Origin of the sequence: Actinomadura sp. 21ATH (assembly GCF_041951345.1) — a bacterium.
In the GTDB taxonomy this organism is placed as follows: Bacteria; Actinomycetota; Actinomycetes; order Streptosporangiales; family Streptosporangiaceae; genus Spirillospora.
Genome location: NZ_JBGNUR010000002.1, coordinates 418,427 through 445,381, shown reverse-complemented (window position 1 = coordinate 445,381; position 26,955 = coordinate 418,427). Strand labels below are relative to the sequence as shown.

Genomic DNA, 26,955 nt, shown 5'->3' with positions numbered 1-26,955 from the left:
TGCCGAAGTCGCTTGCTTTGCGGGGGTTCAGCATGGAGTCGAGCCGGTTCGTCGCGGGCGGTCCCGCCGAGGCCGCGGCCGAGATCGAACGGCTGCGCCGCGCCAACGACGCCCTGGTGTCGCGGGTGGCGGCGGCCGGCGAGCTGCCGCAGGGGGCCGAGGACGCCCGGCGGGCGTTCCTGGACCGGGCCGAGCTGGTGCGGCGCTGCGCCGACGAGCCGGTAACGGTCGGCGTCCTGGGGGTGCACAGCACGGGCAAGACGCTGCTGCTGAACATGCTGCTCGGGCGGCCCGACCTGCTGCCCAGCGGGTACGCGCCGACGACCGGCAACGTGACCGTGCTCCACCTGCGGCCCACCGGCGAGCCGGGGGAGTCGCGGCTCACCGGCGCGCGGGTGGAGTTCCTGAACGAGACGGACCTGGCCGGCTGCCTGGCCGCGCTGTACGAGGCCGTGCGGGAGACCGCCCGCGGCTCCGGCAAGATCGACCAGCGGGCGCTGGCGGAGCTGGACGGCCTCCTCCCCGAGGGCGCCGACCGGTTCACCGCCGAGGGCTGGGCCGGGCTGGTGCGCTGGTTCGAGGAGAGCGGCTGGCCGGCGGGCAGCACGGCGCTGCGGCTGCGGATCCTGGAGCTGCTGGCGTTCCGCACGGCGTGCCTGGCCGGGCGGGACGTGCTCGGCCGCGAGGAGCAGGTCGACTTCGCCACCCTCAGTGCCAGCGCGATCAAGCTCGACACCGACGTCCTGCGGGCGGCGCAGGGCCCGCTGCCGCCGCGGCCGGGGCCCGGGCTGCCGATCCGGCCGGGCACCCGGCTGACCGAGGAGGCGCTGGCCGAGGGGTTCGCGTTCATCCGCCGGATCCATCTGGACGTGCTCGTCCCGACCGCGGTGTGGCCGCTGGGCGAGCTGGGCGCCGAGTCGGTCAGCCTGGTCGACTTCCCGGGGCTGGGCAGCCTGGCCTCCAAGGAGCGCGACGCCTACCTGGCCGACCAGGAGATCGACCGGCTCACCTCCATCGTGATCATGCTGGACGCCGAGTCGCCGTACGACGAGGCGCCGCTCGGGCTGATCACCCGTTTCGAGCGGACCCGGTCGGCGAAGCTGGCGCCGTCCTGCCTGGTGGTCGCCAACCGGCTGGACCGGCTGCCGGGCGGGCTGCGCTCCGCAGAGGGCGCCCCCGACCCGCTGCACACCGAGGCCGTGCTGGGCCACTCCGACGCGCTGCGCACCCTGCTGGGCATCGCGGAGCAGGCCGTCACGCACGGCCACACCGACCGCGTCACGCTGACGTCGGCGCTGTACGCGCGGCTGCTGCTCGAAGGCGTCGGGCGGGACGAGGCGGGAGAGGGCACCGTCTCGCCGGTCGAGGTCGGCGACGCCGAGACCACCCTGGCCTGCGCCGACGGCTGGCGGCGGCTGGCGCAGCGGCTCAACGCCGGGGAACCGGGCCGGCCGCTGGGCGCGCTGCTGGAGGCCGCCGCGGCGGACGGCGGGATCCAGCGGCTGCGCGACACCATCGCCCGGCACGTGGGCGAGCACGGCATGCCGCTGCGGCTCGACCGGATGACCCGCCTGATCGCCGACCGCGTCGACGCCCAGCGCGACCTCGCCCGCGCCGTGCGGCCCGCGGGCGGCCGGCCGAACGGGCGGCCCACGCCCGAGCAGCGCGAGCTGCGCCGCCTGCTGGTGCAGGTCGCCAGGAACGCCCGCGGCCTGCTGCCCGGCGTGCGGCCCCAGATGGACCAGGCCGAGGGCGACGCCGGGCTGCGCGCCGCCGTGGAGGAGCGCGTCGTCGACGACGTCTTCCGCTGGCCCGAGTGGCGGCAGCTGCTGGAGGCGGTGGAGCGCGGCGTCGTCCCGATCCGCCAGCTCGACCGCCGCGAGCTGCGCCCCAACGACACCGGCGAGCTGGAGAAGAGCTTCACCGCGGCGCTGGAACGGCTCGAGACGCAGATCGTCGACCTCGACCGGACGCTGCTGGACCGCTGGATCGAGGCCCGCGAGGAGGAGGCCGCGGATCTGCGCCGGCAGATCTCCGCGCTCGTCCAGGGCGCGCCCGAGGGCGACCCGGAGGTGCTGGCCTGGGTGGAGCCGTTCCTGTCGTTCGGCTGGGTCCGGCAGGAGGTCGAGCGCGTCCGCGCCGCGGCCCCGGCGGCGCCGCCGCCGTCCGGGCCGCCGGGGGAGAGCGAGCAGGTCCAGGACTTCCCGCTGCGCCGCGAGCACGGCCTGCCCTGGCATCCGGAGTACCCGGTGCCGCACGGCTGGCCCGCCGACGAGCTGGAGAAGCGCCGCCACCAGATCCAGGTGATGGCGGTGCGCCGCGAGCTGGTGAACGCGCTGACCCGCAAGGTGATGCTCCAGGCCGAGCGGCGGCGCCGCGCGCTGGTCGACGACGTCCGCGCGGCGCTCGGCGCGCGGCTGGAGTCGCTGCCGCAGGGCGACTACGGGCGGCTGGCGGCCGAGGCGCTCGGCGTCGGCCGCCGATCCGACGAGGCCGCGCTCGGCGCGCTGGTCGAGAGCCTCGTGCAGAACCAGGGACAGGGGGACCTCTGATGCCGCTCATCGTGCGGATCGCGGCGCCGGGCGGCGGGCCCGCTCCGTGGACCGGCGGGCCGCTCCGGCTGAACGAGCAGGCCGGCCGGTACGTGCTGCCCGACCTGCTGATCGCGCCGACCCACCCGCCGGTGTGGCTGTCGGGGATCACCGCCGACATCGACGCCGGCGGCGCCCCGCCGGTGCTGCGCGAGGTGATCCGGAACGCCTACCGCGCGACCCGGTTCCCGGCCAAGCCCCTCCAGGGCCAGGTGACCGTGCCCGGGCCCGCGATCCCGGCGCTGGACATCGACGCGGGCGGGACCGTGCGGCTCGTCCTGGACGTGGTCTACCGGGGGCTGCCCGCGGCGGGCGCCTCCGACCCGGCCATCGAGATGTCGCAGCGCGTCACCTGCGACCTGGTCTTCGTGCCGCTGCACGCGCAGGTGGCGCCCGAGCATTCGCCGTACTCGCCGCCGCGGTACGTCCCGCCGGGGCAGCCCGTCCAGGAGTTCCCGGCGACCAGGGTCGATTCGCCGGCCGCGCAGGCGGACGAGGACGACGACGTGCTCGTGGCCAAGGCGCCGGCGCCCGCCGAGGGGCACCACGGGTTCGCGGCCGTCGACCTCGGGACGACCAACTCCACCGTCACGCTGCTCGACAGCGAGCTGGTCCAGCGCGTCTCGATGTCGGCCAACCAGCAGGACGAGCTGCGCGACCAGGTCGTCGCGCTGCTGGAGTCGCGGCCCGGCGAGCGGCACGACCCGTACGGCGACGCCGCCGACGAGTGGCTGGAGCTGCTCACCGAGACGGCCGAGACCCTGCTGCCCGAGCCCGTCACCGATCCGGTGCGGGAGCTGGTGGCGGCGCTGCGGGCGCGCCGCTCCACCAGCGACGAGCTGCTGCACGAGGTCCTGCGCCGGCTCGACCTCGACCTCCAGTTCGCCGGCGACGCGCTGCGGCGGTGGCTGGCCGTGCGGCTGCACCGCTGCTACGACACGGCGTTCGCGGTGCCCGCCCTGGACACGCGGTCGCTGCACCAGATCGTCCTGGACCCGAACGAGGGCGACACGGTGCTGTCCAGCCGTGCCGAGGTGACGTCGGTGTCGCCGCCGCGGGTGCGGCTGGGCCCGGCGACGGTCGACGTGCCGGACCCCGACGCCGGCGGGGACGGCGACGAGGGCCCGCGCGTCTTCTACGGCATCAAGGCCCGCTTCGACCGCCTCGACGCGGTCGAGACGACCCTGGAGGGGCGGCGGCTCACCGTGCGGGACCTGATCGGCGCCTCGTACGCCGACCTGATCGAGCGCACCAACCGGCACCTGACCGACCGCCGCGAGCACCGCCGCCTGATGGACCGCCGCCCGGTCGGCCGGGTCGTCGTCACCTACCCGGCGATGGCCTCGCTCAAGGTGCGCGGCGAGCTGCGCCCCATCGTCGCCGAGGCGACCGGCGTCCGGACCGTCTACACCAGCTACGACGAGGCGGTCGGCGCCGCGTTCTTCTTCCTGATGAAGGACGTCGGCGCGCGGTCGGGCAGCGGCATCGAGGCGCTGCGGGCGCGCTGCCGCCCGCTTCCGGGTCGGCCCGGGCACTGGCAGCGCAACGTGCTGGTCGTCGACATCGGCGGCGGCACCACCGACATCGCGCTGATCACGTTCGTGCTGAGCGACGAGACGCCGCCGCTGCCGGGCGGCGACCACCGCTTCACCGGCCGCTACTACCGGATCGTCCCGACGCTGCGCGGGACCAGCGGGCACGCCAACCTCGGCGGCAACCTGATCACGCTGCGGGTGTTCCACTGGCTGAAGCTGCTGCTGGCCGACGCGCTGCTGGCGCACGACTCGCAGCGGCTCGACGCCTCGCTGCCCGACGACCTGCGCGACACCGACGGCCGCTACCTGGCCGGCAGCCTGCCCATGCACGTCGCCGACGAGCTGCCGCTGCCCGGCGAGATCAGCGAGCTGGTCGAGGACATCGTCCCGACGCACTGGAAGCGGCACCCGCGGCGGCGCCGCGCGTTCGAGCTGCTGTGGGACGAGGCGGAGAAGGCGAAGCGGGAGCTGGGCGCGGCGGGAGGAGGCACCGGGCGGGGTGAGGCGGGAGGAAGCACCGGGCGGGTCGAGGCGGGAGGAAGTACCGAGGGCTCGTACACCGTGTCCCGGGCCGTGCTCGGCCGCATCCTGCGGGCGCTCACGGACTCGCGGGCGCGGATCCCCGAGCAGGGCGTCGGCGAGCTGGTGCTCCAGGCGTCCCGGTTCGAGGACCTGGCCCGCCCCTCGGTACGGCGCGTGGTCGAGCTGGCGAACGCCCTGGTCGAGGAGCGGCTGCGGGACCGCGACGAGCGGCTGGACGAGCTGATCCTGACCGGGAACGCCAGCGCGCTGCCGCTGGTGGAGGAGGAGTTCACCACCGGGTTCGGGGCGCGGCCCGGCGGGCACGAGACGTTCGCCTGGTCGGCGCACGACATCAAGGTCGAGCGGACGCTGCCGAAGAACGCCGCGTCCATCGGCGCCTGCTGGGCCGAGAGCCTGCGGCAGTTCGGCCACGACCAGCCCGCCAACGCCGCCGCCCGGCTCCGCGAGGACGACTCGGTCATCGACGTCGAGGTCGAGAACCTGTTCCGCGGGCTGCCCAGCTCGTTCGCGCTGGCCGGGCAGGACGGCCAGGAGCTGGTGGTGCTGTCGGCCGGGGACGCCCTGGACATCGTGGACGCCGACCACGGCACCCGGGTCCGCACGGCCGCGACCGGGCCGCTGCTGCGCAGCTTCCAGATCATGCGCAAGGTCGAGGGCGCGGCGTCGCTGCGCTGGGGCTCGTTCAGCTACGAGAGCCGCGAGGGCGCCGAGGAGCTGTCGCCGTCGGTGTGGCCCGCCGAGATCGGCACGATGCTCGACATGAGTCACGAGCTGACGCCGACCCTGCACCTGTGGCGCGGCGAGCGGCCGCACTACGTCGTGGAGGGCGAGGCGTTCGGGAACGTGCACGACGTGCTGGCGAACCTGGGCGGCGTCGCCCGCGAGGAGCCGGGCGCCACGTTCCAGCTCGTCGTCGACACCCCGCCCGAGGATCCGGCGGGCGGCTCGGTGGTGTTCGCCGAGCTGGCCGTGGGCCCCGACGGGCGGATCTACCCGGCCGTGCTCGCCGACCGCTTCCGCGGCCGCGACGGGCGCGTGCGCGCCGGGCTGCTGTCGCCCCTCCCGCTCCAGCGGCCGCCGCGCAACGGGACGTGGACGTTCCATCTGCGCCTCACCAGCGGCACCGACGTGGTGCGGGTGGGCGAGGCCAAGCCGCTGCCGGAGGCGCCGTACGTCGCGTGCTGGGTGTCGGTGGACGAGGACGGCCTGCTGCGCCTGCATCCCGGCGGGCCGCCGTTCGTCCGGGCGGACGGCCTGGTGGACGTGGAGCGCGATCCGGGCGCGGTGTTCAGCACCGAGCTGGCCGAGCCCGACCTCCAGCTCGACGAGGCCCGCGACCCGTTCAGCGGCGAGCAGTGAACCCGGAGGCGAGCGAGCCCGTGGTCGGCGGGCACGGGGTCGGCGGGTACGGGGTCGGCGGGTACGGGGTCGGCGGGTACGGGGCGAGTGAGCAGGAGACGGGCGAGCCCATGGTGGCCGAGCCCGTGGTGAGCGAGCCCGTGGAGAAGGAGCCCGTGGAGAAGGAGCCCGTGGTGGACGAGCCCGGGCCGAGGGAGCAGGGGCCGTTCCGCGAGCTGCTGGCCGTCGAGGGGTCCGAGCTGGGCGGGGCGCTGCGCGACGGGCTGCGGCTGCTGGCCCGCGCGCTCGACCAGACCGCCCTCCTCAATCCGGACGATCCGGGCGCCGAGGCGTACGGCCGGGCCCGCGCCGCCCTGTACGGCCTGCTCGCCGGGGACGGGCCGGCCGTTCCCCGGCCCGTTCCGGCCGAGGCGCCGGCGGCGGAGCCACGGCCGGCCGCCGGCCCGGACCCCGTCGCCGAGCTCTTCGAGCGCTTCCACGCCGACCGCACCGTCCGCGAGCACCTCGGCGAGACCCGGCGCCCGCCCGACCCCGCGCGGCAGTGGCTGGCGTTCAACTGCGCGCTGCTGCGGCTGCCGCGCGAGATTGCCGAGGGCTGGCGGGCGCGGGCCGCGGCGGCCGTCCCGCCGGCGGCCGGCGGTCCCGCCGCCATCGTGCTGCCCGCGCTGGACGAGGAGGCGGAGCTGATCCTGCCCTGGCCGGAGCAGGGCATCGGGGGAGTGCGGACGGCCCTCGGCGCCGACCCGCATCCCGAGGTGGCGCGGACGCTCGGCGACCGCCGGGACCCGGCCGTCCGGACGCTGGCGGCCCTGGCGTCGCAGGTGCTCACCCTCGCCGCGCTCGACCCGGACGCGTTCTACTTCGAGAGCCTGACGCCGCAGCCGCGGCCGCTCACGGACCCCGCCGTGCTGGCCGAGTACACCCGGGAGCTGCTGACCCGGCTGGACGCGGTCCCGGCGGACCCGCGGGCCGATCCGCTGCGCTCGCTGGAGGCGCTGGTCGCCGCCGACGAGGCGCTGTGCTCGGTCGCGCACCTGCCGCCGGCCGCCGACCCGGCGTCCTGGCGCAACGGCCTGGCGGCCCGCTCGCACGAGCTGGTCTTCGCCCAGGCTGCGGGCCTCGCGGGACGCGCCCGGGTGCGGGAGCCGGCCCGCCGCTTCCGGGACGTCCGCGACCTCACCGAGGACGACGTCCCGGTCGTCAGCCGCGCCCATCCGGGCCGCGTGATCTGGTGCCTGCGGCTGTACTCCGAACTCGACGGCCTGCCCCGCCGCGGGCGCGTCGTATACGGCGTCGACCGCTGAAGAAACCTCAGCGCTGAACTTTTCCGGCCTGATCATCCGGCCGGGGCCTTGTGTTCGTCCGCCCGGTCCTGCTAGAAAACCGACTAATTACTTTAGTGCCAAGGTTTTCGCGGAGGGTGCATGCGGTTGCTCGCGGGCGGATGGGCGGCCCCCACGCAGCGGACGATCCCCGACTTCCGGCTCCACCGCCCCCGCACGATCGCCGCGGCGGCAGCGGCGGGCGCGGCCGAGGGCGCCGTCTACGCGCACGGCTGCACCGACCTGTTCGCGCGGTTTCGGGAGGGCCTGTGGTGCTCGGACCTCGTCTCCCTGGAACGGATCCCCGAGCTGACCGGGATCCGCCGGGACGGCCCGGACCTGGCGATCGGCGCCGGCGTCCGGCACGTCGCCGGCGCCGCCGACCCGCTCGTCGCGGAACTGCTGCCCGGCCTCGCCGCGGCCTGGGGGAGCATCGCCACGCACCGCATCCGGCAGCGCGCCACCATCGGCGGCAACCTCATGGCCCGCCGCCCCCGCTACGAGATGCCGATCATGATGGAGGCGCTCGGCGCCCGCCTGGAGACGGCCGGCCCCGTGCTCGCCCCCGCGGACGTCTGGGCCGGCCCGCCGCCCGGCACCCTGCTGCACACCGTCCGGATCCCGGACGCGGCCGGCGCGTGGTTCGGCTACGAGCGCGCGCTGCGGCCCCTCATGACCGCCGCCGTCGCCGTCCGGGGCGAGACCGTATGGCTGGCGGTCGGCTCCGAGTACGTCCGCCCGCACGCCGCCGAAGGCCGGCTGGGCGAGGACCCGGCCCGGATCGCGGCCCGGCTGCCCGGCGCCGTCGGCGACGCGGCCGCGGACGCCGGATACCGCAGGCACGCCGCCGGCGTCCTGCTCGGCCGGGCCCTCGCCCGCATGGAAGGGGAGGCCCGATGACGGAACGGATCACGATCGCGTTCGAGGTGGACGGGCGGCCGCGCGAGGAGGAGATCGCGCCGAGCACCGTGCTGGCCGACCTCCTGCGCGACCGGTACGCGCTGACCGGCGTGAAGACCTCCTGCGAGCGCGGGGTCTGCGGAGCCTGCACCACCCTGGTCGACGGCGCGCCGGCCGCGGCGTGCAGCGTGTTCGCGTTCAGCGTGGACGGCGGCACCGTCGAGACGATCGCCGGCCAGGGCGCCCCCGGCGCGCCCGGCCCCGTCCAGCGCGCGTTCGCCGAGTGCGGCGGCTTCCAGTGCGGCTACTGCACGCCCGGCATGATCATGCTGGCGACCGCGCTGCTGCGCGCCCATCCCGATCCCGACGACGCGCTGATCCGCTCCTGGATCTCCTCCAACGTCTGCCGCTGCACCGGCTACCAGATGATCATCGACTCGGTGCGGCGCGCCGCCGAGCTGCTGCGGGAGGAGGGCCGATGACGCGGGCGGACGCGCCGGCCAAGACCACCGGCACCGCGCGGTACACCGCGGACCTGCGGCTGCCCGGGATGCTGCACGCCAAGACGCTGCGCAGCCCGCACGCGCACGCCCGCCTGGTATCGGTCGACGCCTCCCGCGCCCGCGCGGTCCCCGGCGTCCGCGCCGTCCTCACCCGCGACGACCTCGCCGGCCTCGCCCCCACGTACGGGTACTTCATCAAGGACCAGCCGATCGTCGCCATCGACCGCGTCCGCTATGTGGGCGACGTCGTGGCCGCCGTCGCCGCCGAGGACGAGGCCGCGGCCCTGCGCGCCCTCGAACTCGTCGACGTCGTGTACGAGCCCCTCCCGGACGTTCCCGACATCGACACCGCCCTGGCCGCCGGCGCCCCCGAGCTCTTCGAGGACGCCCCGCCCGGGACCGTCCCGCCGTACGGCACCGGCGCCTCCGGCCACCTGCGGCCCCGCCCCAACGTCTGCTACGAGTTCCGGTACGAGACCGGGCCCGACGACGTCTGGGACGCCTGCGACCACGTCTTCGAGGACACGTTCACGTTCTCCCGCATGAACCACTTCCACCTCGAACCGTTCGTGACCGTGGCCGACGCCCGCGCCGACCGGATCGAGATCTGGACGTCGACGCAGAACCCGTTCCCCCTGCGCAAGGAGCTCGCCCGCGTCCTGAACGTCCCCGAGAGCCGCATCCGGGTGAACGTCCCGTACGTCGGCGGCGGCTTCGGCTCCAAGCACAACTGCAAGACCGAGCCGATCGCGATCCTGCTCTCCCTGATGGCGGGCCGCCCCGTCCGTTACTGCCTGACCACCGAGGAGGGCTTCCTCACCCTCAGCCAGCACGCGGCGCGCATCCGGGTGAAGACCGGCGTCATGGCCGACGGCACGTTCGTCGCCCGCGAGAGCGAGGTCCTCCTGGACGCCGGCGCGTACTCCGACGGCAGCCCGCTGGTCGCCGAGAAGGCCGGCTACCGCATGCCGGGGCCGTACCGCTGGCGGCACGTCCGCTCCTCCTGCTCCTGCGTGATGACGACGACCACGCCCGCCGGGCCGTTCCGGGGCTTCGGCGCCACCCAGACCACCTGGGCGAGCGAGAGCCAGGTCGACATGATCGCCCGCCGGCTCGGCATGGACCCGTACGACCTGCGCGTGAAGAACCTCAAGGCGCTCGGCGAGCCGTTCGTCCCCGGCGAGAGCGGCATCGACAGCGACATGACCGAGGGCCTCGACCTGGTCGCCGGGGAGCTGGGCTACCACGGGCGCGCCCGCGTCCCGTACCGCGGCATGGGGCTGGCGATCGGCTTCAAGGACGGCGGCGGCGTCAACAAGCCCGCGCAGGCGCGGGTCAAGGTGTCCACCAACGGCGACGTGTACGTCGGCTCCGGAACGGTCGAGATCGGCCAGGGCGCCTCCACGACCCTCTGCGAGGTCGCGGCCCGCGTCCTGGGCGTCCCCCGCGACCGGGTCTCGTACGCGCCCATCAACACCGACGCCACCCCGTTCGACCAGGGCACCAACGCCTCGTCCGGCATCACCGTCATGGGCACCGCCGTCCAGCGCGCCGCCGAGGCCGTGAAGGCCAGGATCCTCGACTTCGCCGCCGGCCGCCTGGGCTGCGACCCCGCCGACCTGACCCTCGAACACTGGGCCGTCTCCCTGAAGGGCGAGCGCCACCCCCTCGCCCCCATGATCATGCAGGTCTTCGGCGGCACCGGCTTCGAGTTCTCCGGCGAGGGCTTCTTCAAGGCCCCGAACTCCCACGACGCCCCCCTCGAGGCCCCCTGCGTCTTCTGGGAGACCAGCTGGGCCGGCGCCGAGGTCGAGGTCGACCCCGAGACCGGCCAGGTCACCGTCCTCCAGCTGATCGTCAGCGGCGACGTCGGCAAGGCCGTCGACGCGCAGATCGTCCGCGGCCAGGACGAGGGCGCCGCCGTCATGGGCCTGGGCCAGGCCCTCTTCGAGGAGATGCGCTACGACCGCGGCGACCTCCTGAACGGCGAGGCCCTCGACTACCGCGTCCCGCTGGCCGAGGACCTCCCGCAGCGCTTCGTGTCCATCACCCAGGAGCAGGGCCACGGCCCGGGCCCCTTCGGCGCCAAGGGCGCCGGCGAGGGCACGATGCTCCCGATCGCCGCCGCCGTCGCCAACGCCGTCCACGACGCCACCGGCGCCCGCGTCACCACCCTCCCCCTGACCCCACCCCGCCTCCTCACCGCCCTCCAGGCTCGCTCGTGGGAGGGAGGACAGGGGGTGGGGGGCGCCGGATACTGGGGGCGTGTCGGCCTTTGAGCGGGTAGCGGAGCGGGTTCGGGGGTGGCCGCCGGTCGCCGTGGACGCGGGGATCGCGGGCGTGTGCTGGGTCAACGCGCTGATCCAGGCGGCGGTGAACGAGCGGCTGGTGTGGTGGATCCCGCTGGTGGCGGCGGTCGCGTCGGCGGGGCTGATGGTCCGGCGGCGCTTCCCGTTCGAGGCGACGATCGTGGTCGGGGCGACCACGGTGCCGCTGGCGTGGGGGGACGCCATGGGGGACCTGCCGCCCGCGCAGCTGGTGGCGACGTACACGTTCGCGGCGCTGTGCCCGCCGCTGGAACGGCTGATCCTGTCCGTGGGCACGGTCTGCGGCATCGTGGCCTCCATCCTGCCGGACGAGAAGGTGCTCAACCTGGGGCTGGTCGGGATCGCGTTCACGGCGGCGTACGCGCTGGGGACCGGGGCCCGCGCGCGCCGGGACCGGATCGCGATGCTGGAGGAGCGGGCCGCGCGGCTGGCCGAGGAGCAGGACGCCGCCGCGACGCGGGAACGGGAGCGGATCGCGCGGGAGATGCACGACATCCTCGCCCACTCGATGAGCATGGTCGTCATCCAGGCCGAGGCGGGTCCGGTGGCGGTGCGCAGCGATCCGGCCAAGGCCGAGGAGGTGTTCGACACCATCTCGGAGACGGCGCGGGAGGCGCTGGCGCAGCTGCGGCGGGCGCTGGGGGTGCTGCGTTCGGAGGAGGTGTCGCGGCGGCCCGCGCCCGGGCTGGCGGCGCTGCCCGCGCTGGTGGACGACGTGCGGCGGGCCGGGCTGGCGGTGACGCTGGAGGAGGCGGGGGAGCGGCGGGACGTGCCCTCCGACCTCGGGGTGACCGCCTACCGGATCGTGCAGGAGGCGCTGACGAACACGGTCAAGCACGCGGAGGCCGGCAGCGCCCGCGTGCGGCTGTCGTGGCGGGACCGGGGGCTGCGGCTGGAGATCAGCGACGACGGCCGCGGGCCCGGGGCGCCGGGCGGCGGCGGGCACGGGCTGGTCGGGATGCGCGAGCGGGTGGCGGCGGCCGGCGGGGAGCTGGAGACCGGCGCCGGTTCGGGCGGTACGGGCTATCGCGTGGCGGCGACTCTGCCCTTAGATTGAGGCCCGTGCAGCGGATCCGGGTGCTCATCGCCGACGACCAGGCGCTCGTGCGGGACGGCTTCGGCATGATCCTGTCCGCGCAGGAGGACCTCGATCTGGTGGGGGAGGCGGCCGACGGCGCGGAGGCGATCCGGGCCGCGCGCGAGCTGCGTCCCGACGTGGTCCTCATGGACGTGCGGATGCCGAACGTGGACGGGATCGAGGCCACCGCCGCGATCTGCCGCGACACGGCCGCCAGGGTGCTGGTGCTGACGACGTTCGACCTGGACGAGTACGTCTACGACGCGCTGCGGGCGGGCGCCAGCGGGTTCCTGCTGAAGGACATGCGGCGGGCCGAGCTGGTCGACGCGGTACGGGTGGTGGCCGCGGGCGAGTCGCTGCTGGCGCCGACGGTGACCCGGCGGCTGATCGCCGACGTCGTCACCCGCGGCCGGCCGGCGGTGCCGCTGGACGGGACGCGGCTGGCGGCGCTGACCGCGCGGGAGACCGACACGCTGCGGCAGGTGGCGCGCGGGCTGTCCAACGCGGAGATCGCGCGGGAGCTGTACGTCACCGAGCACACGGTGAAGACGCACGTCAGCAGCCTGCTGAGCAAGCTGGGGCTGCGCGACCGGGTGCAGGCGGTCGTGCTGGCGTACGAGACCGGCCTGGTCCGGCCCGGCGAGAACCACTCCTGAGAGGGAGGCGCCCGTTCCTGAGAGCGGGGCGCAGGTCCGCTCTCGGCGGCGATCCGCTCCGGAACGCGCCGTACGAGCATCGGGGCAGCTACTCAGGAGGCTGTCATGATCCGTACCATCTCCGGATTCTCCGTCCGGCGGCCGTGGGCCGTCATCGCGGTCTGGATCGCCGTCATGGCCGTGGGGTTCGGCGTCGGCACCGGCGTGTTCGAGCGGCTGACCCCCGAGGTCGGGTCGGTGCCGGGCAGCGAGTCGTACCAGGGCGAGCGGCGGCTGGAGAACGCGGCGCCGCGGCCCGAGACGATCACCGCGGTGCTGCCCCGCCGGGCCGCGGGCGACCCGGCGGTCGCGCGGGACCTGGGCGCCGTGCGGGCGGTGCCGGGAGTGAGCGAGGTGTCGAGGCCGCTCCCGTCGGCGAGCGGCGACGCGCTGCTCGTCGAGATCGAGCTGGCGCCGGGCGACGGGCAGGAGGACGCGGCCGGGGCCGCCGCCGGGAAGCTGCGCGCCGCCGGCGCGACCGTCGCGGGCGGGCCGCTGACCGACGCCGAGTTCGACGAGCAGGCCGGGCGGGACGTGGCCCGCGCCGAGATGATCAGCATGCCGGTGGTGCTGGTGCTGCTGCTGGTCTTCTTCGGCGGGCTGCTGGCGGCCGGGCTGCCGCTGCTGATCGCGGTGGCCGGCATCGGCGCGACGTTCGGGGTCCTGTACGCGCTCAGCGCCGTCACCGACATCTCCGTCTACTCCATCCAGATCGTCACGATGCTGGCGCTGGGCCTGGCGGTGGACTACGCGCTGCTGATGGTCAGCCGGTTCCGCGAGGAGCGGCACACCGAGCCGGACGTGCCCGCCGCGGTCATGCGCACGGCCGCCACGGCCGGCCGCACGGTGCTGTTCTCCGGGCTGACGGTGGCGGTCGCGCTGGCCGGGCTGGCGGTGTTCCCGGACCCGTTCCTGCGGTCGATGGGGCTGGCGGGGGCGGCGGTCGTCGCGATCGACATGGCCGCCGCGCTGACGCTGCTGCCCGCGCTGCTCGGCCGCTTCGGGCACCGCGTGCGGCCCGCGAAGCGGCGGGAGGGCCGCCGCGTCTTCGCGCGGGTCGCGGAGGCCGTGCAGCGGCGCCCGGCGCTGACGCTGGTCGTGGCGGCGGGCGTGATGGTGACGCTGGCGCTGCCGCTGTTCGGGATGCGGATCTCCGACGGCGACGCGCGGATGGTGCCGGCCTCGTCCCAGACGCGGCAGCTGTGGGACAGGATGAACGCGTCGTTCCCCGACCAGGTGCGCTGGTCCGGCGACATCCAGATCATCGCGGCCGCGCCCGAAGGCCACCCCGGCATCGCCGCCCTGCACCGGGACGTCAGGGCGCTCCCCGGCATCGTCGAAGTGCGGGCCGAGCGGGCCGCGCCGGGGACGACCGTGCTGATGGCGACGCCGCGCGGCCCGGCCGAGGGCGCGCAGGCCCGCGCCGCCGTGGCCGCCGTGCGCGATCTCGCCGTGCCGTTCGAGGTCCAGGTGACCGGCGACACCGCCCGGCTGATCGACTACAAGGCGATGCTGATCGAGCGGCTGCCCTGGGCGGTCGCGGTCGTCGCGCTGGGCACGCTGCTGCTGCTGTTCGCGTTCACCGGCTCCGTCGTGCTGCCGGTCAAGGCGGTGCTGACCAACCTGCTCAGCATCGCCGCCTCGCTGGGCGTGGTGGTCTGGGTGTTCCAGAGCGGGCATCTGGCGGGGCTGCTCGGCACCGAGGGCCTCGGGTACGTGCACCTGACCGTGCCGGTGCTGGTCGGCGCGATCGCGTTCGGGCTGTCGGTGGACTACGAGGTGTTCCTGCTGTCGCGGATCCGCGAGCGCTGGCTGGCGGGCGCGGGGCCGCGCGCGTCGGTCGCCGAGGGGCTCCAGCGCACCGGCGGGATCGTGACCGCCGCGGCGCTGGTCATCGGCGTGGTGTTCGCGGCGTTCGCGCTGGGCGGCTTCGCCCCGGTGAAGGCGATCGGGCTGGGGCTGGCGCTGGCCGTCGCGCTGGACGCGACGCTGGTCCGGATGCTGCTGGTCCCGGCGACGATGACGCTGCTGGGCCGGCGCAACTGGTGGCTGCCCCGCCCGCTGCGCCGCGTCCACTCCCGGCTCGCCGTCGCCCACTGACGCGGGCGACCCCGGGGTTACCCGCCGGTCGTTTCATGATCGAGACACCGGCGGTGCAATCTCGATCACGTCCGGCCACGTCCTACAGGTCATGCGGCGACCCCAGGCGAACATCGCACAACTGGAGATCTTCGAGGAGCGGGCCGGCCGGGCCCGGCTGGACGAGCTGGCGCGAGCGCTGGACCGGGAGCTGAACGAGCGGGACGTCCCCGCCGAGCTCTCCCCGGGCCCGGCGCTCGCCGCCGTCGTGGCCTCGCCGCCCGCGGTCGCCGCCCTGGTCGAGTGCGTCTTCGCCTACCTGGCCGGGGGCGCCGGCCGCAGCGCCGCCGTCTGCCGCGGCGCCGACCGTTTCGAGCTGCCCGGCCCGTCCGCCGAGCGCCGGCAGCGGCTCATCGAGTGGCTGATGGAACGCGTCGAACTGCCGGACGCCCGCGCCTGACCCCGGCGGCTCCGCTACGGGGACGGGGCGGGGGAGCCGGGCCCGCCCGGCACCCGAACGCCTGCGGCACCGGATCCGGCGGGCCGTCGCGATCACCGGGCCGGATCTGGACGATCCGGACCCGCGCCCGGTGGCGATGCTCCGATTGCGCGTGGCGGCCAGGGACGAACCGGGGGATCGCGTCGAGAATTAGCTTAGGCTAGCCTAAATACGTGCTGACCTCCGTGCGGAAAGCCCCTCCGAGCGACCGCCCGCCGCCCGCGCGGAGCCGCGGCCGCGCCGGCCGCTGGGCCGGGCTGGCGCTGCTGGCCGCCCTGCTGGCGGCGGCCGTGGTGGCCGGGTTCGCCGTCGGCGCCGAGGCGATCCCGCCGGGCGAGGTGCTCGCCGCGGTGTTCGCGCCGGACGGCTCGGAGCACGCGCTGATCGTCCAGGAGCTGCGGCTGCCGCGCACGCTGCTGGGCATCGGGGTGGGCGCGGCGCTCGGGCTGGCCGGGGCGCTGATGCAGGCGCTGACCCGCAACCCGATGGCCGAGCCGGGCCTGCTGGGCGTCAACGGCGGCGCCGCGCTGGCCGTGGTGGTCACGATGAGCCTGTTCCGCACCGACGAGGTGCTCGTCTACATCTGGGCGGCGTTCGGCGGGGCCGCGGGCACGTTCGTGCTGGTCTACCTGATCGGCGCGCACGGCCGCGGCGGCGCCTCGCCGGGGCGGCTGGTGCTGGCCGGGGCCGCGATCAACGCGGTGTTCACCGCGCTGACGGCCGGGCTGATGCTGCTCAGCCCCAAGACGTTCAACAGCTTCCGGTTCTGGCAGGTGGGCTCGCTGGGCGGGCGCCCGCTGGAGGTCTTCTGGGAGGTGCTGCCGTTCTTCCTCGCCGGAACGGTCCTGGCGCTGCTGCTGGCGCGGCCGCTGAACGCGCTGGACCTCGGCGAGGACGCGGGCCGGGCGCTGGGCGTCAGGCCCGGCCGCACCCGCGCGCTCGGCGCGGTCGCCGTCGTGGTCCTGGCCGGTGCCGCCACCGCGGCAACCGGGCCGATCGCCTTCCTGGGGCTGGCCGTCCCGTTGATCGTGCGCGCCTGGGTCGGGCCCGACCAGCGCTGGGTGCTGCCGTACTCGATGCTGCTCGCGCCGGCCCTGCTGCTGGCGGCCGACGTGCTGGGCCGCGTCGCGACGCCGGGCGAGCTGGAGACGGGGATCGTCACCGCGTTCCTGGGCGCGCCGCTGTTCATGCTGATGGTGCGGCGCGGGGGGATGCGCAAGCTATGAGCCGCGTGACGCGTACGCGTTCCGTCTCGCTGCGGTGGGAGCCGCGCGTCGCCGCCGTCTGCGCGGCGCTCGCGGCCGCCGCCTGCGGCGCCGCCGTGTTCGTGGTCGGCACGGGCGACTTCCCGATCCCGGCCCTGGACGTCCTCCGGGTGCTGGTCGGCCAGGGCGACCAGGCCACCGAGTTCATCGTCACGACGCTGCGGCTGCCGCGCGCCGTCGTCGGCCTGCTGGCCGGGCTCGCGCTCGGGATCAGCGGGGCGATCTTCCAGAGCGTCTCGCGCAACCCGCTGGGCAGTCCCGACCTGATCGGCTTCACGACCGGCTCGGCGACCGGCGCGCTGCTGCAGATCCTCGTCTTCGGCGGCGGCGCGGTCGCCATCGCCACCAGCTCGGTCGCGGGCGCGGTCGTCACCGCGCTGCTGGTGTACCTGGTGGCGTACAAGGGCGGCGGCGTGCACGGGCTGCGGCTGGTGCTGATCGGCGTCGGCGCCGCCGCGATGCTGGAGGCCGCGAACGCCTACCTCATCACGCGCGCCGAGCTGCGCGACGCGTACGAGGCGGCGTTCTGGCTGACCGGCAGCCTCAACGGGCGCGGCTGGGAGCAGGCCGTCCCGCTCGCGGTCGCGATGGCCGTGCTCGTGCCGCTCGCGCTGCTGTGCGGGCGCCAGCTCGGCATGGGGGAGCTGGGCGACGAGGCGGCGCGGGCGCTCGGCGTGCCGGTGCAGCGCTCCCGCGCGCTGGTCGTGGTCGCCGGCGTCGGGCTGGTCGCGGCGGCGACGGCGGCCGTCGGGCCGGTGCCGTTCGTCGCGCTGGCCGCCCCCCAGCTGGCCCGCCGCCTCACCCGGCGCACGGGCCCCCACCTGCTGTCGGCCGGCCTGATGGGCGCGGCACTGCTGGTGGTCAGTGATCTCGTCTCGCTGCGGCTGCCCGTGGCGGTGCCGGTCGGTGTGGTGACCGGTGTCCTGGGCGGTCTTTATCTGGTTTGGCTGTTGTCTAGTAGGGGTCGGAAGGGGATGCCGTGACGAGGTTGCGTGCCGCGGATCTGACGCTGGCGTACGAGCAGCGCGTGGTGGCCGAGGGGCTGGGGGTGGAGATCCCCGACGGCTCGTTCACGGTCATCGTGGGGCCGAACGCCTGCGGGAAGTCGACGCTGCTGCGCGCGCTGGCCCGGCTGCTGAAGCCGAAGGAGGGCACGGTCTTCCTCGACGACGAGCCGATCGCGTCGCTGCACGGCAAGGAGGTGGCGCGCCGGCTCGGGCTGCTCCCGCAGACGCCGATCACCCCGGACGGCATCACGGTCGGGGACCTGGTCGCGCGCGGCCGCTACCCGTACCAGGGGCTGCTGCGCCAGTGGTCGCGGGAGGACGAGCAGGCCGTCCAGGAGGCGATGGACGCGGTCGGGGTGGCCGACCTGTCCGAGCGGGTCGTGGACGAGCTGTCGGGCGGCCAGCGGCAGCGGGTGTGGCTGGCGCTGGTGCTGGCCCAGCAGACGCCCATCATGCTGCTGGACGAGCCGACGACGTACCTGGACATCGCGCACCAGATCGAGGTGCTGGACCTGTGCTCGCGGCTGCACGAGGAGGGCCGCACGCTGGTCGCGGTGCTGCACGACCTCAACCACGCGTGCCGGTACGCCACGCACCTGGTCGCGATGCGCGGCGGGAAGATCATCGACCAGGGGCATCCGAGCGAGGTCGTGACGGCGGACCTGGTGGAAGAGGTGTTCGGGCTGCCGTGCCAGGTCATCGACGACCCGGAGTGCGGGACGCCGCTGATCGTCCCCGCTGATCGCCGACGCTCGCCTGCACTTGCCGGGGGGACAGGGGGGTCGTCCCCCCTGAAGGCACGTTGACGGCGAAATCGGCTTGAATTAGGTTAGCCTTACCTAACTTCAAGAGGGAGTGCCGTGCTGACGTTTGCCGAACTGCACACCGCCCTGACCGAGGTGCTGGGTGAGGAGGCCCGGCCCGACGACAACCTCATCGAGCTGGGCATGGACTCCATCCGGCTCATGGGGCTGACCGGCCGGCTGCGCAGGCTGGGCGTCGAGGTGCGCTTCGCCGAGCTGGCCGAGCGCCCCACCCTCGGCGAATGGTGGGACCTGCTGGCCGAGCGCGGCGCCGTCGAGCCGCGCCCGGCCGCTCCCGAGCAGGACGAGGAGGCCGGGCCGGGCACGGAGGGCCCGGAGAGCGCGGACGGCGAGGACGGCGCGCCGTTCCCGCTCGCGCTGATGCAGCACGCGTACTGGATCGGCCGCGACTCCGAGCAGTCGCTCGGCTCGGTCGCCGCGCACCTCTACGTCGAGCTGGACGGCCGCGAGATCGACCCGGACCGCTTCGAGGCGGCCGTGCGCGCGCTGGTGGAACGGCACCCGATGCTGCGCGTCGCGGTCTCCGACGACGGCACGCAGCACGTCCTGCCCGAGCGCGCCGGCCCGGCCGTCACCGTCCACGACCTGCGCGAGGCCGCCGACCCGGCGCCCGAGCTGGAACGGATCCGCGCCGAGATGTCGACGCAGCGGCTGCCGATCGAGGACGGCCGGGTCTTCGACGCCCGGCTCAGCCTGCTGCCGTCCGGCGCCGCGCGCCTGCACCTGGACGTCGACATGGTCGCCGCCGACGCCATGAGCTACCGGACGCTGCTGGCCGACCTGGCCGCGCTGTACGACGGCGAGTCGCTCGACCCGATCGGCTACACCTACGCGCGCTACCTGGCCGCCGACCCGCGCGCCGAGGCCCGCGAGCGCGACCGGCGGTGGTGGGCTGAGCGGCTCGGCGACCTGCCCGGCCCGCCCGAGCTGCCGGTCCTGCCCGAGCCCGGCGACCGCGTCGTCCGCATGCACCACTGGCTGTCGCCGGACGATAAGGCCCGCTTCATCGCGCGGGCGCACCGCGAGGGCGTCACCCCCGCGATGGCGCTGGCCGCCGTGTTCGCCGAGGTCATCGGCGGCTGGTCGGCGACCCCGCGGTTCCTGCTCAACCTGCCGCTGTTCCACCGCGAGCCCGTCCACCCCGAGGTGGACCGGGTGGTGGGCGACTTCACCGGCTCCATCATGCTGGAGATCGACCTCACCGAGGACCTGCCGTTCGTGGAGCGGGCGCGCGCCGTCCAGGCGCGGCTGCACGCGTCCGGGGCGCACAGCGACTACTCCGGGCTGGAGGTGCTGCGCGACCTGTCCCGCGAGCGCGGCGAGCAGGTGCTCGCCCCGATCGTCTACACCAGCGCGCTCAACCTGGGCGAGCTGTTCGGCGACCGGGTCCGCGAGCGCTTCGGCGAGCCCGGGTGGATCGTCTCGCAGGGCCCGCAGGTGCTGCTGGACGCGCAGGTCACCGAGGTGTCGGGCGGCCTGCTGCTCAACTGGGACGTGCGCACGCCCGCGTTCCCGGACGGCGTCGCGGACGCGATGTTCGCCGCGTACACCTCGCGCATCGCCCGGCTGGGCGCCGAGGACGCGGACTGGACCGAGCCGCTGGCGATCGCCGCCACGTCCGGGCAGCTGCGCGTCCGGCACCGGCTGAACGCGACCGAGGCGCCGCCCGCGCGCACGCTCACCGAAGGCTTCTTCCGCCACGCCGGGCGGGCGCCGGACGCGCCCGCGCTGCACTGGGGCACCGGCGGCACGCTGTCGTACGGGGAGCTGGCCGACCGGGCGCTGCGCGTCGCGGGCCGCCTGGTGGCGCGCGGCGTGCGGCCCGGCGACCGCGTCTCGGTCGAGCTGCCCAAGGGGCCCGACCAGGCCGTCGCCGTGCTGGGCGTGCTGGCCGCGGGCGCCGCGTACGTGCCGATCGGCGCCGAGCAGCCCGCCGCCCGCCGCGAGCGGATCCGCGCGAGCGCCGGCGTCGCCGCCTCGCTCACCTCCGTGGAGACCGGCGCGGAACGGCTGGACGGGCCGGTGCGGGCGCGTCCCGACCAGCTCGCGTACATCCTGTTCACGTCCGGTTCGACGGGCGAGCCCAAGGGCGTGGAGGTGTCGCACGGCGCCGCCATGAACACCATCGGCGATCTCGTCGAGCGCTTCGGCATCGGGCCGTCCGACGTCACGCTCGGGGTATCGGCGCTGGACTTCGACCTGTCGGTGTTCGACCTGTTCGCGCCCTGGTCGGCCGGCGGCGCGATCGCGCTGCCCGAGCAGGACGACCGCCGCGACGCCGCGGCCTGGGCCGAGCTGGTCGGGCGCTGGAACGTCACCGTCCTCAACTGCGTGCCTTCCGTGCTGGAGATGCTCCTGGCCGCGGGCCCGGTCCCGAGCCTGCGGCTGGTGCTGCTCGGCGGCGACTGGGTCGGCGCGCACCTGCCCGCGCTGCTGCGGGAGCGGTCGCCGGGCTGCCGGTTCGTCGCCCTCGGCGGGACGACCGAGACCGCGATCCACTCGACGGTCCTGGAGGTCGAGGGCGCGGTGCCGGACGGCTGGAACGCGATCCCGTACGGGGTGCCGCTGCGCGGCGTCGCCTGCCGGGTCGTGGACGAGCTGGGCCGCGACCGCCCCGACTGGGTGACCGGCGAGCTGTGGATCGGCGGCGGGGGAGTGGCCGACGGCTACACCGGCGACCCCGGCCGCACGGCCGACCGGTTCGTCGTCCACGAGGGGACGCGCTGGTACCGCACCGGTGACCTGGCCCGCTACTGGCCGGACGGGACGATCGAGTTCCTCGGCCGCCGCGACCACCAGGTGAAGGTGCGCGGGTTCCGGATCGAGCTGGGCGAGGTGGAGGCCGCGCTGGCGAGCCACCCGGACGTGGGCCGCGCCGTGGGGCTGCTGGCCGCCGGCCGGCTGGCCGCCGCCGTGACCGGGCCCGAGGGCCTGGACCCGGACGCGGTGCTGGCGCGCGCCCGCGAGCTGCTGCCGCCGCACATGGTGCCGGAGCTGCTGCTGCCGGTGGCCGAGCTGCCGCTGACCGCCAACGGCAAGGTCGACCGCAAGGCGCTGACCGCGCTGGCGACCGCGGCGAGCGGTGCGGCGGGCGGCGCCTACGTGGAGCCGCGCACGCCGCTGGAGAAGGTGATCGCGCGCGTGGTCGCGGACGTGGTGGGCGCCGAGCGGGTCGGCGCGGACGACGACTTCTTCGCGCTCGGCGGCGACTCGGTGCTGGCCACCTCGGTCATCGCCCGGCTGCGCGAGGCGCTCGACACCACGGCCCTGCCGGTGCGGGTCGTCTTCAACCAGCGGACGGTGGCGGCCATCGCCCGCCGGTTCACCGAGCTGGAGACCGAGCCCGGCCGGCTGGCGGCCGTCGCCGAGATCTGGCTGATGGTCGAGGGCATGTCGGAGGAGGAGCTGGACGAGAAGCTCGCCCAGTCCTGACCTCCCCGGCCCTCTCCGCCCTCTGCCCCCTTAAGCGCGCTCCCGGTCCGGCGCGGGACCGGGAGCGGAGTCCGGCCCCGGATCCGGCGCGGGATCCGGGGCCGGCGGCTCGCCCGCGCCGGAAGGCCCTGACCCCGTCTCGGACCCCGCCTGGAAGCCCGCGCGGCGCAGGCCGGTGAGCGACAGCGCCAGCGCCAGGGCGAGGACGGCGCTGACCGTCCCGTACACGACGATGGCGGCGCCGGGCGCGAGGTAGCGGCCCAGCGCCCCGGCGCCCAGCGAGCCGACGGCCTCGCCGCCGGTCTCCTGCGCCGACCACAGCGCGTTCACGCGGCCGAGGTACGCGTCGGGCGTGTGGCTCTGGATGAGGCCGTACCGCAGGATCTCCTCGATCGAGGCGACGAACCCGTACCCGAACAGGAGCGCCACCGCGACCGCCGGATGCTTCGCCAGCCCCAGCACGGCGAGGGTGGCGAAGCCGGCGACGGAGGCGATCAGCAGCGCGCGGCCGGGCGCGCGCAGCGTGCTCGCCCACCCGCTGGTCACCGACGCCAGCACGGCGCCGCAGGCGGGCGCCGCGTACAGCAGCCCGACCGTGGTCGGCCCGCCGTCCAGGCTCAGCGCCGCGAACGCCGGCATCAGCACGGGGATGCCGCCCGCGACCATGAACAGCAGCCCGAGCAGCATCAGCGATCCCACGACGCGGTGCGTGGCGACGAACCTCAGGCCGGAGCCGAGCGCCTTGACGGGGCTCTCGTGCGCCTCCACGGCCGGCCTCAGCTTCGGCAGCCCGGTCAGCAGGCCGAGCGTGCCGAACGTGCCGAGCGCGGCGGCGGCGTAGTTCCAGCCGACGCCGAACGCCGACGTGACGAGGCCGCCGACCGCGGGCGAGGCCATCGAGCCGAGCCGTACGGTCAGCGCGTTGAGCGCCCCCGCCGCGACGAGCCTGTCGGGGCCGACGAGCGCGGGCGTGGCGGCCATCAGCGCGGTCACGCTGACGCCGGTGGCCAGCCCGTCCCAGGCGGCCAGCACGTACAGCGCGGCCAGCGACGGCGACGGCAGGAACGCGTTGACGGTCAGCAGCGCGAAGCCGACGCCCGCGGCGGTGCGGGCGCGCAGCATCAGCGCCCGCCGGTCGTGCCGGTCGGCGAGCACGCCGCCCCACAGGAATCCCGCGAGCAGCGCGAACCCGCTGGCGGCCGAGACGGCGCCGACGTGCACCGTCGAGTCCGTCATCGCGTACACCTGCACGGGCAGCGCCACCATCAGCATGCCGATGCCGACGACCGACACGGTCCGTGCGATGAAGACGTTGCGGAACGGCCTGCTGTCGCGCAGCGGCGAGACGTCCATGGCGAGACGGCGGAGCATCTTCAGGGTTCTCCTCGGCCGAGGGAGTAGCTAAGGTTAGGCTCACCTTAGTTGTTCATGAGCGCAGTTCTCTAGGAGGGGTCCGGCCAGTGCAGCGCATGCTGATGAACGGAAAGATCCATCGTGCCACCGTCACCCAGGCGGACCTGCACTACGTGGGATCGCTGACGATCGACGCGGAGCTGATGGCCGCGGCCGACATCGTCGAGGGCGAACAGGTGCACGTCGTCGACATCACCAACGGCGCGCGCCTGGTCACGTACGCCATCACCGGCGAGGCGGGCAGCGGGGTGATCGGGATCAACGGCGCGGCGGCCCGGCTGGTGCAGCCGGGCGACATGGTCATCATCATCTCGTACGGCGCGTTCGACGCGGCCGAGCAGCGCGCGTACGAGCCCAAGGTGGTGCACGTGGACGGGGCCAACCGGATCGTCGCGCTGGGCTCCGACGCGGCCGAGCCGGTACCCGGTGCCGAGGCGCAGCTCGCGGGGCGATAGGGGGATGGGCATGGACGGGTTCGTTCCCTGGCCCGCCGAGTTCGAGGCGCGCTACAAGGAGGCGGGCTACTGGAGCGACCGCCTGCTGGGCGGCGTGCTGCGCGGCGACCCGGACCGCACCGCGCTGGTGGCGGGCGCCGACCGGCTCACCTACGCCGAGCTGGACCGGCGCGCCGACCGCGTGGCCGCCGGCTTCCTGCGGCTGGGCGTCGAGCGCGGCGACCGCGTGGTGGTGCAGCTGCCCAACACCGTGTCGTTCGTCGCGGTCTTCCTCGGCCTCGTGCGGATCGGCGCCGCGCCCGTGCTGGCGCTGCCCGCGCACCGGGAGAGCGAGATCGGCTACCTCTGCGAGCTGTCGGAGGCGCGCGCGTACGTCATCCCGGACGTGGCCGGCGGCTTCGACTACCGCGCGATGGCCCGCACGCTCGGCATCGCGAACGTCGTCGTGGACGGCGACGCGGAGGAGTTCACGCCGCTCGCCGACCTCGACGCCGACCCGGACCCCGAGGCGCTGGCGAAGCGGCGGCCCGACCCCGCCGACGTGGGCGTCTTCCTGCTGTCGGGCGGCACCACGGGCCTGCCGAAGCTGATCCCGCGGACGCACCGCGACTACGTCTACAACCTGGAGGCCAGCGCCGAGGTCTGCGGCTTCGGCCGGGACACCGTCTACCTGGTGGTGCTCCCGGCCGCGCACAACTTCGCGCTCGCGTGCCCCGGCATCCTCGGGGTGTTCGCGACCGGCGGCACCGTCGTGCTGTCGCCCTCGGGGGCGCCGGACGAGGCGTTCCCGCTGATCGAGCGCGAGCGGGCGAACGTGTGCGCCGTCGTCCCGCCGATCGCGCTGCTGTGGCTGGACGCGGTGTCCTGGACCGACGAGGACCTGTCGTCGCTGTCGCTGCTCCAGGTCGGCGGCGCCAAGTTCGCCGCCGAGCGGGCCGCGCGGGTGCCGGACGTGCTGGGCTGCTCGGTCCAGCAGGTGTTCGGGATGGCGGAGGGCCTGCTCAACTACACGCGCCTCGACGACCCCGCCGACCTCGTCGAGCGGACCCAGGGCCGGCCGCTGTCGCCGGCCGACGAGGTCCGCGTCGTGGACGGCGACGGGAACGACCTCCCGGACGGCGAGGTGGGCGAGCTGCTGACACGCGGCCCGTACACGCTGCGCGGCTACTACCGGGCGCCCGAGCACAACGCCCGCTCGTTCAGCCCGGACGGCTTCTACCGGACCGGCGACCTCGTCCGGCGGCTGCCGAGCGGGCACCTGATCGTCGAGGGCCGGGAGAAGGACCAGATCAACCGGGGCGGCGACAAGGTGTCGGCGGAGGAGCTGGAGAACCATCTGCTGGCCCATCCGGCGATCCACGACGCCGCCGTGGTCGGCATGCCGGACCCGGTGATGGGGGAGCGGACCTGCGCGTTCCTGGTCGTGCGGGAGGGCGGTGCGCCCGCGCTGCGCGAGGTCAAGGACTTCCTGCGCGGGCGCGGGCTGGCGGCGTACAAGTTCCCGGACCGGATCGAGAGCGTCGACGCCTTCCCCCGCACCCCGGTGGGGAAGATCGACAAGAAGCGGCTGGCGGCGGGCCTGGGCTGAGCCGCGGCACGGAAACGCCCTCCGCGTCCGGGACGCGGAGGGCGTTGTCCGTGTGACAGGCCCGTGCGGTCAGCTCGCGGGAACCACGTACGGGGCGATGCTGGAGAGCTTCTCGCAGGTCTCCTCGTACTCGCGGGCGGGCGTGGAGCCGGTGACGATGCCGGCGCCCGCGCGCAGCCAGGCGCCGCTCTCGTCGGCGTACAGGGCGCGCAGGACGAGCGCGGCGTCCAGCGAGCCGTCGTGCGAGACCGCGAGGACGGCGCCGGAGTACAGGCCGCGCGGCTCCTCCAGCCGGGTGATCGCCTCGATCGCCTCGCGCTTGGGGATGCCGGACGCGGTCACGCCGGGGAACAGCGCGTCGAGCGCGTCCCAGCTCGTCCGGCCGGGCGCGAGCAGCCCGCTCACGCTCGATCCGAGGTGCTGCACGCTGCCGCGCTCCTTGACCGTCATGAACCCGCTGACCTGCACGGTGCCGGTCTCGCAGACCGAGTACAGCTCCTCCTGCGAGGTGCGGACGGACACGGCGTGCTCGAAGATCTCCTTCGGGTCGGTCTCCAGCTCCTGCCGGGTCGCCGCGTCGGCGTCCGCGCCGCGGCCGAACGCCCGGGTGCCCGCGAGCGGCTGCGTCATCACGGTGCCGGTGGCGTCCACGCTCGCCAGGACCTCGGGACTGAATCCGGTTGCCTGGAAGCCACCGAGGTGTAGCAGGAACGAACGTGCCGGAGTGTTCGCCGAGCGGCCCCGCTCGTACGTCGAGACCACGTCCACGGGGAAAGGAATCGGTAGCTTCCGGGAGACGATCACCTTCTGGTAGAGGCCGGCGCCGATCTCCTCGACGGCCCGCGCGACCCGTGTCCGGTAGCGGTCACCGTCCACCCGCACGTCGACCGGTGACGGGACCCCGGCGGCCTGCTCTCCGGGCGCCTCCAGAAGCGCCGCGACCCGCGCGACCTCGTCCGCGTCCACGCCGGTCAGGTGCGCCTCGCCGGCCTCGATCCGCACCTCGGCGCGCGGCACGACCAGGTGCGCGAGCCGCTGCCCGCGCGCCTGCCCCGCGAACTCGAACGCGATCCAGCCGTAGGCGTTCCACGTCCGCAGGGGAGAGGTGCGGAACGCCTCGTCCAGCGCGCGCGCCGGCCGTCCCGACCAGGCGCTCACCACCGGTTCCTCGCCGTTCCAGCGGGTCTGCACCGTTCCGTTCTCGAGGATGACCTCGCCGAGCACGCCGCCCGCGAACGTCCAGCGTCCGGGCCGCTCGTAGACGACGTGGTCGGCGAAGAGCCCGGACCGCGCGAGCCGTGCCATGAGACGCAGCGGATCCGCGTCGTTCACCTGCACGGTCCGCCGGACGGCGGAACCATCGACGCCGATCTCGTCCGTGCGCACACCGAAGGACAAGGCACCCACTCCTCTGTTTCCCGACCCGACCGACCTGGCAGACATTTCTGGCGAGACCGGGTCATCCGATCAAACTTAGGTAAGGCTAACCTTGTGTGAAATTCGTAGGCAAGGCTAACCTAACTGACTGCTGGTGTCCGGC

The 26,955-nt window shown here is 75.0% G+C and carries 18 protein-coding genes; 16 read left to right on the top strand and 2 right to left on the bottom strand.

The window, feature by feature from the left end; translation table 11 throughout:
- Positions 1-32 precede the first annotated feature (32 nt).
- The 14 genes from ACA361_RS08625 (at position 33) to ACA361_RS08560 (ending at position 21,959) form a co-directional block, all read left to right on the top strand.
- Entirely contained in the window at positions 33-2,552 is a 2,520-nt protein-coding gene (locus tag ACA361_RS08625) for a dynamin family protein (RefSeq protein ID WP_375011288.1), read from the top strand.
- Complete coding sequence (locus tag ACA361_RS08620) at positions 2,552-6,028, top strand: hypothetical protein (RefSeq protein WP_375011287.1); 3,477 nt, start codon at positions 2,552-2,554, stop codon at positions 6,026-6,028. The genes ACA361_RS08625 and ACA361_RS08620 overlap by 1 nt, the downstream gene beginning before the upstream one ends.
- Entirely contained in the window at positions 6,025-7,332 is a 1,308-nt protein-coding gene (locus tag ACA361_RS08615; protein WP_375011286.1) for a hypothetical protein, read from the top strand. The genes ACA361_RS08620 and ACA361_RS08615 overlap by 4 nt, the downstream gene beginning before the upstream one ends.
- Positions 7,333-7,452: 120 nt before the next feature.
- Positions 7,453-8,250 (top strand): FAD binding domain-containing protein, encoded by a 798-nt coding sequence (locus ACA361_RS08610; RefSeq protein ID WP_375011285.1) that lies wholly within the window; start codon positions 7,453-7,455, stop codon positions 8,248-8,250.
- Positions 8,247-8,732, top strand: coding sequence for a (2Fe-2S)-binding protein (locus tag ACA361_RS08605; protein WP_375011284.1), 486 nt, complete (start codon positions 8,247-8,249; stop codon positions 8,730-8,732). The genes ACA361_RS08610 and ACA361_RS08605 overlap by 4 nt, the downstream gene beginning before the upstream one ends.
- Complete coding sequence (locus tag ACA361_RS08600; protein ID WP_375011283.1) at positions 8,729-11,032, top strand: xanthine dehydrogenase family protein molybdopterin-binding subunit; 2,304 nt, start codon at positions 8,729-8,731, stop codon at positions 11,030-11,032. Before ACA361_RS08605 ends, ACA361_RS08600 begins: the two co-directional genes overlap by 4 nt.
- Positions 11,019-12,137: a sensor histidine kinase gene (locus ACA361_RS08595; RefSeq protein ID WP_375011282.1), complete on the top strand. Its 1,119-nt coding sequence runs from the start codon at positions 11,019-11,021 to the stop codon at positions 12,135-12,137. Before ACA361_RS08600 ends, ACA361_RS08595 begins: the two co-directional genes overlap by 14 nt.
- Before the next feature lie 5 nt (positions 12,138-12,142).
- Complete coding sequence (locus tag ACA361_RS08590; protein WP_375011281.1) at positions 12,143-12,814, top strand: response regulator; 672 nt, start codon at positions 12,143-12,145, stop codon at positions 12,812-12,814.
- Positions 12,815-12,919: 105 nt separating this feature from the next.
- Entirely contained in the window at positions 12,920-14,953 is a 2,034-nt protein-coding gene (locus ACA361_RS08585) for an MMPL family transporter (RefSeq protein ID WP_375011280.1), read from the top strand.
- Positions 14,954-15,044: 91 nt separating this feature from the next.
- On the top strand, positions 15,045-15,392 hold the full coding sequence (locus tag ACA361_RS08580; RefSeq protein WP_375011279.1) for a hypothetical protein: 348 nt from the start codon (positions 15,045-15,047) through the stop codon (positions 15,390-15,392).
- Between the two features lie 212 nt (positions 15,393-15,604).
- Positions 15,605-16,657, top strand: coding sequence for a FecCD family ABC transporter permease (locus ACA361_RS08575; RefSeq protein ID WP_375011278.1), 1,053 nt, complete (start codon positions 15,605-15,607; stop codon positions 16,655-16,657).
- Positions 16,654-17,679, top strand: a complete 1,026-nt coding sequence (locus ACA361_RS08570) for a FecCD family ABC transporter permease (protein ID WP_375011277.1) — start codon at positions 16,654-16,656, stop codon at positions 17,677-17,679. Before ACA361_RS08575 ends, ACA361_RS08570 begins: the two co-directional genes overlap by 4 nt.
- Positions 17,676-18,509, top strand: a complete 834-nt coding sequence (locus ACA361_RS08565; protein ID WP_375011276.1) for an ABC transporter ATP-binding protein — start codon at positions 17,676-17,678, stop codon at positions 18,507-18,509. The genes ACA361_RS08570 and ACA361_RS08565 overlap by 4 nt, the downstream gene beginning before the upstream one ends.
- Positions 18,510-18,563: 54 nt before the next feature.
- Entirely contained in the window at positions 18,564-21,959 is a 3,396-nt protein-coding gene (locus ACA361_RS08560; RefSeq protein WP_375011275.1) for an amino acid adenylation domain-containing protein, read from the top strand.
- 30 nt (positions 21,960-21,989) lie between these two features.
- Here ACA361_RS08560 and entS read toward each other — a convergent pair whose 3' ends face one another.
- Complete coding sequence (gene entS / locus ACA361_RS08555) at positions 21,990-23,330, bottom strand: enterobactin transporter EntS (protein ID WP_375011274.1); 1,341 nt, start codon at positions 23,328-23,330, stop codon at positions 21,990-21,992.
- A gap of 89 nt (positions 23,331-23,419) precedes the next feature.
- On the opposite strand from entS, the gene panD reads away from it, so the two are divergent.
- Positions 23,420-23,827 carry an aspartate 1-decarboxylase gene (gene panD, locus ACA361_RS08550; protein ID WP_375011273.1) on the top strand — a complete coding sequence of 136 codons (408 nt, stop codon included), beginning with the start codon at positions 23,420-23,422 and terminating at the stop codon, positions 23,825-23,827.
- A gap of 10 nt (positions 23,828-23,837) precedes the next feature.
- Positions 23,838-25,415: a (2,3-dihydroxybenzoyl)adenylate synthase gene (locus ACA361_RS08545; protein WP_375011272.1), complete on the top strand. Its 1,578-nt coding sequence runs from the start codon at positions 23,838-23,840 to the stop codon at positions 25,413-25,415.
- A 69-nt stretch (positions 25,416-25,484) separates the two neighbouring features.
- Here the strand turns inward: ACA361_RS08545 and ACA361_RS08540 are convergent, their stop codons facing one another.
- Entirely contained in the window at positions 25,485-26,813 is a 1,329-nt protein-coding gene (locus ACA361_RS08540; protein WP_375011271.1) for a salicylate synthase, read from the bottom strand.
- Positions 26,814-26,955: the final 142 nt, after the last annotated feature.

Bases quoted from the DNA above. Each gene is read 5' to 3' on its own strand.
- ACA361_RS08625 (WP_375011288.1), top strand. From the start codon at position 33: ATGGAGTCGAGCCGGTTCGTCGCGGGCGGTCCCGCCGAGGCCGCGGCC.
- ACA361_RS08620 (WP_375011287.1), top strand. From the start codon at position 2,552: ATGCCGCTCATCGTGCGGATCGCGGCGCCGGGCGGCGGGCCCGCTCCG.
- ACA361_RS08610 (WP_375011285.1), top strand. From the start codon at position 7,453: ATGCGGTTGCTCGCGGGCGGATGGGCGGCCCCCACGCAGCGGACGATC.
- ACA361_RS08605 (WP_375011284.1), top strand. From the start codon at position 8,247: ATGACGGAACGGATCACGATCGCGTTCGAGGTGGACGGGCGGCCGCGC.
- ACA361_RS08600 (WP_375011283.1), top strand. From the start codon at position 8,729: ATGACGCGGGCGGACGCGCCGGCCAAGACCACCGGCACCGCGCGGTAC.
- ACA361_RS08585 (WP_375011280.1), top strand. From the start codon at position 12,920: ATGATCCGTACCATCTCCGGATTCTCCGTCCGGCGGCCGTGGGCCGTC.
- ACA361_RS08580 (WP_375011279.1), top strand. From the start codon at position 15,045: ATGCGGCGACCCCAGGCGAACATCGCACAACTGGAGATCTTCGAGGAG.
- ACA361_RS08570 (WP_375011277.1), top strand. From the start codon at position 16,654: ATGAGCCGCGTGACGCGTACGCGTTCCGTCTCGCTGCGGTGGGAGCCG.
- entS (WP_375011274.1), bottom strand. From the start codon at position 23,330: ATGCTCCGCCGTCTCGCCATGGACGTCTCGCCGCTGCGCGACAGCAGG.
- ACA361_RS08545 (WP_375011272.1), top strand. From the start codon at position 23,838: ATGGACGGGTTCGTTCCCTGGCCCGCCGAGTTCGAGGCGCGCTACAAG.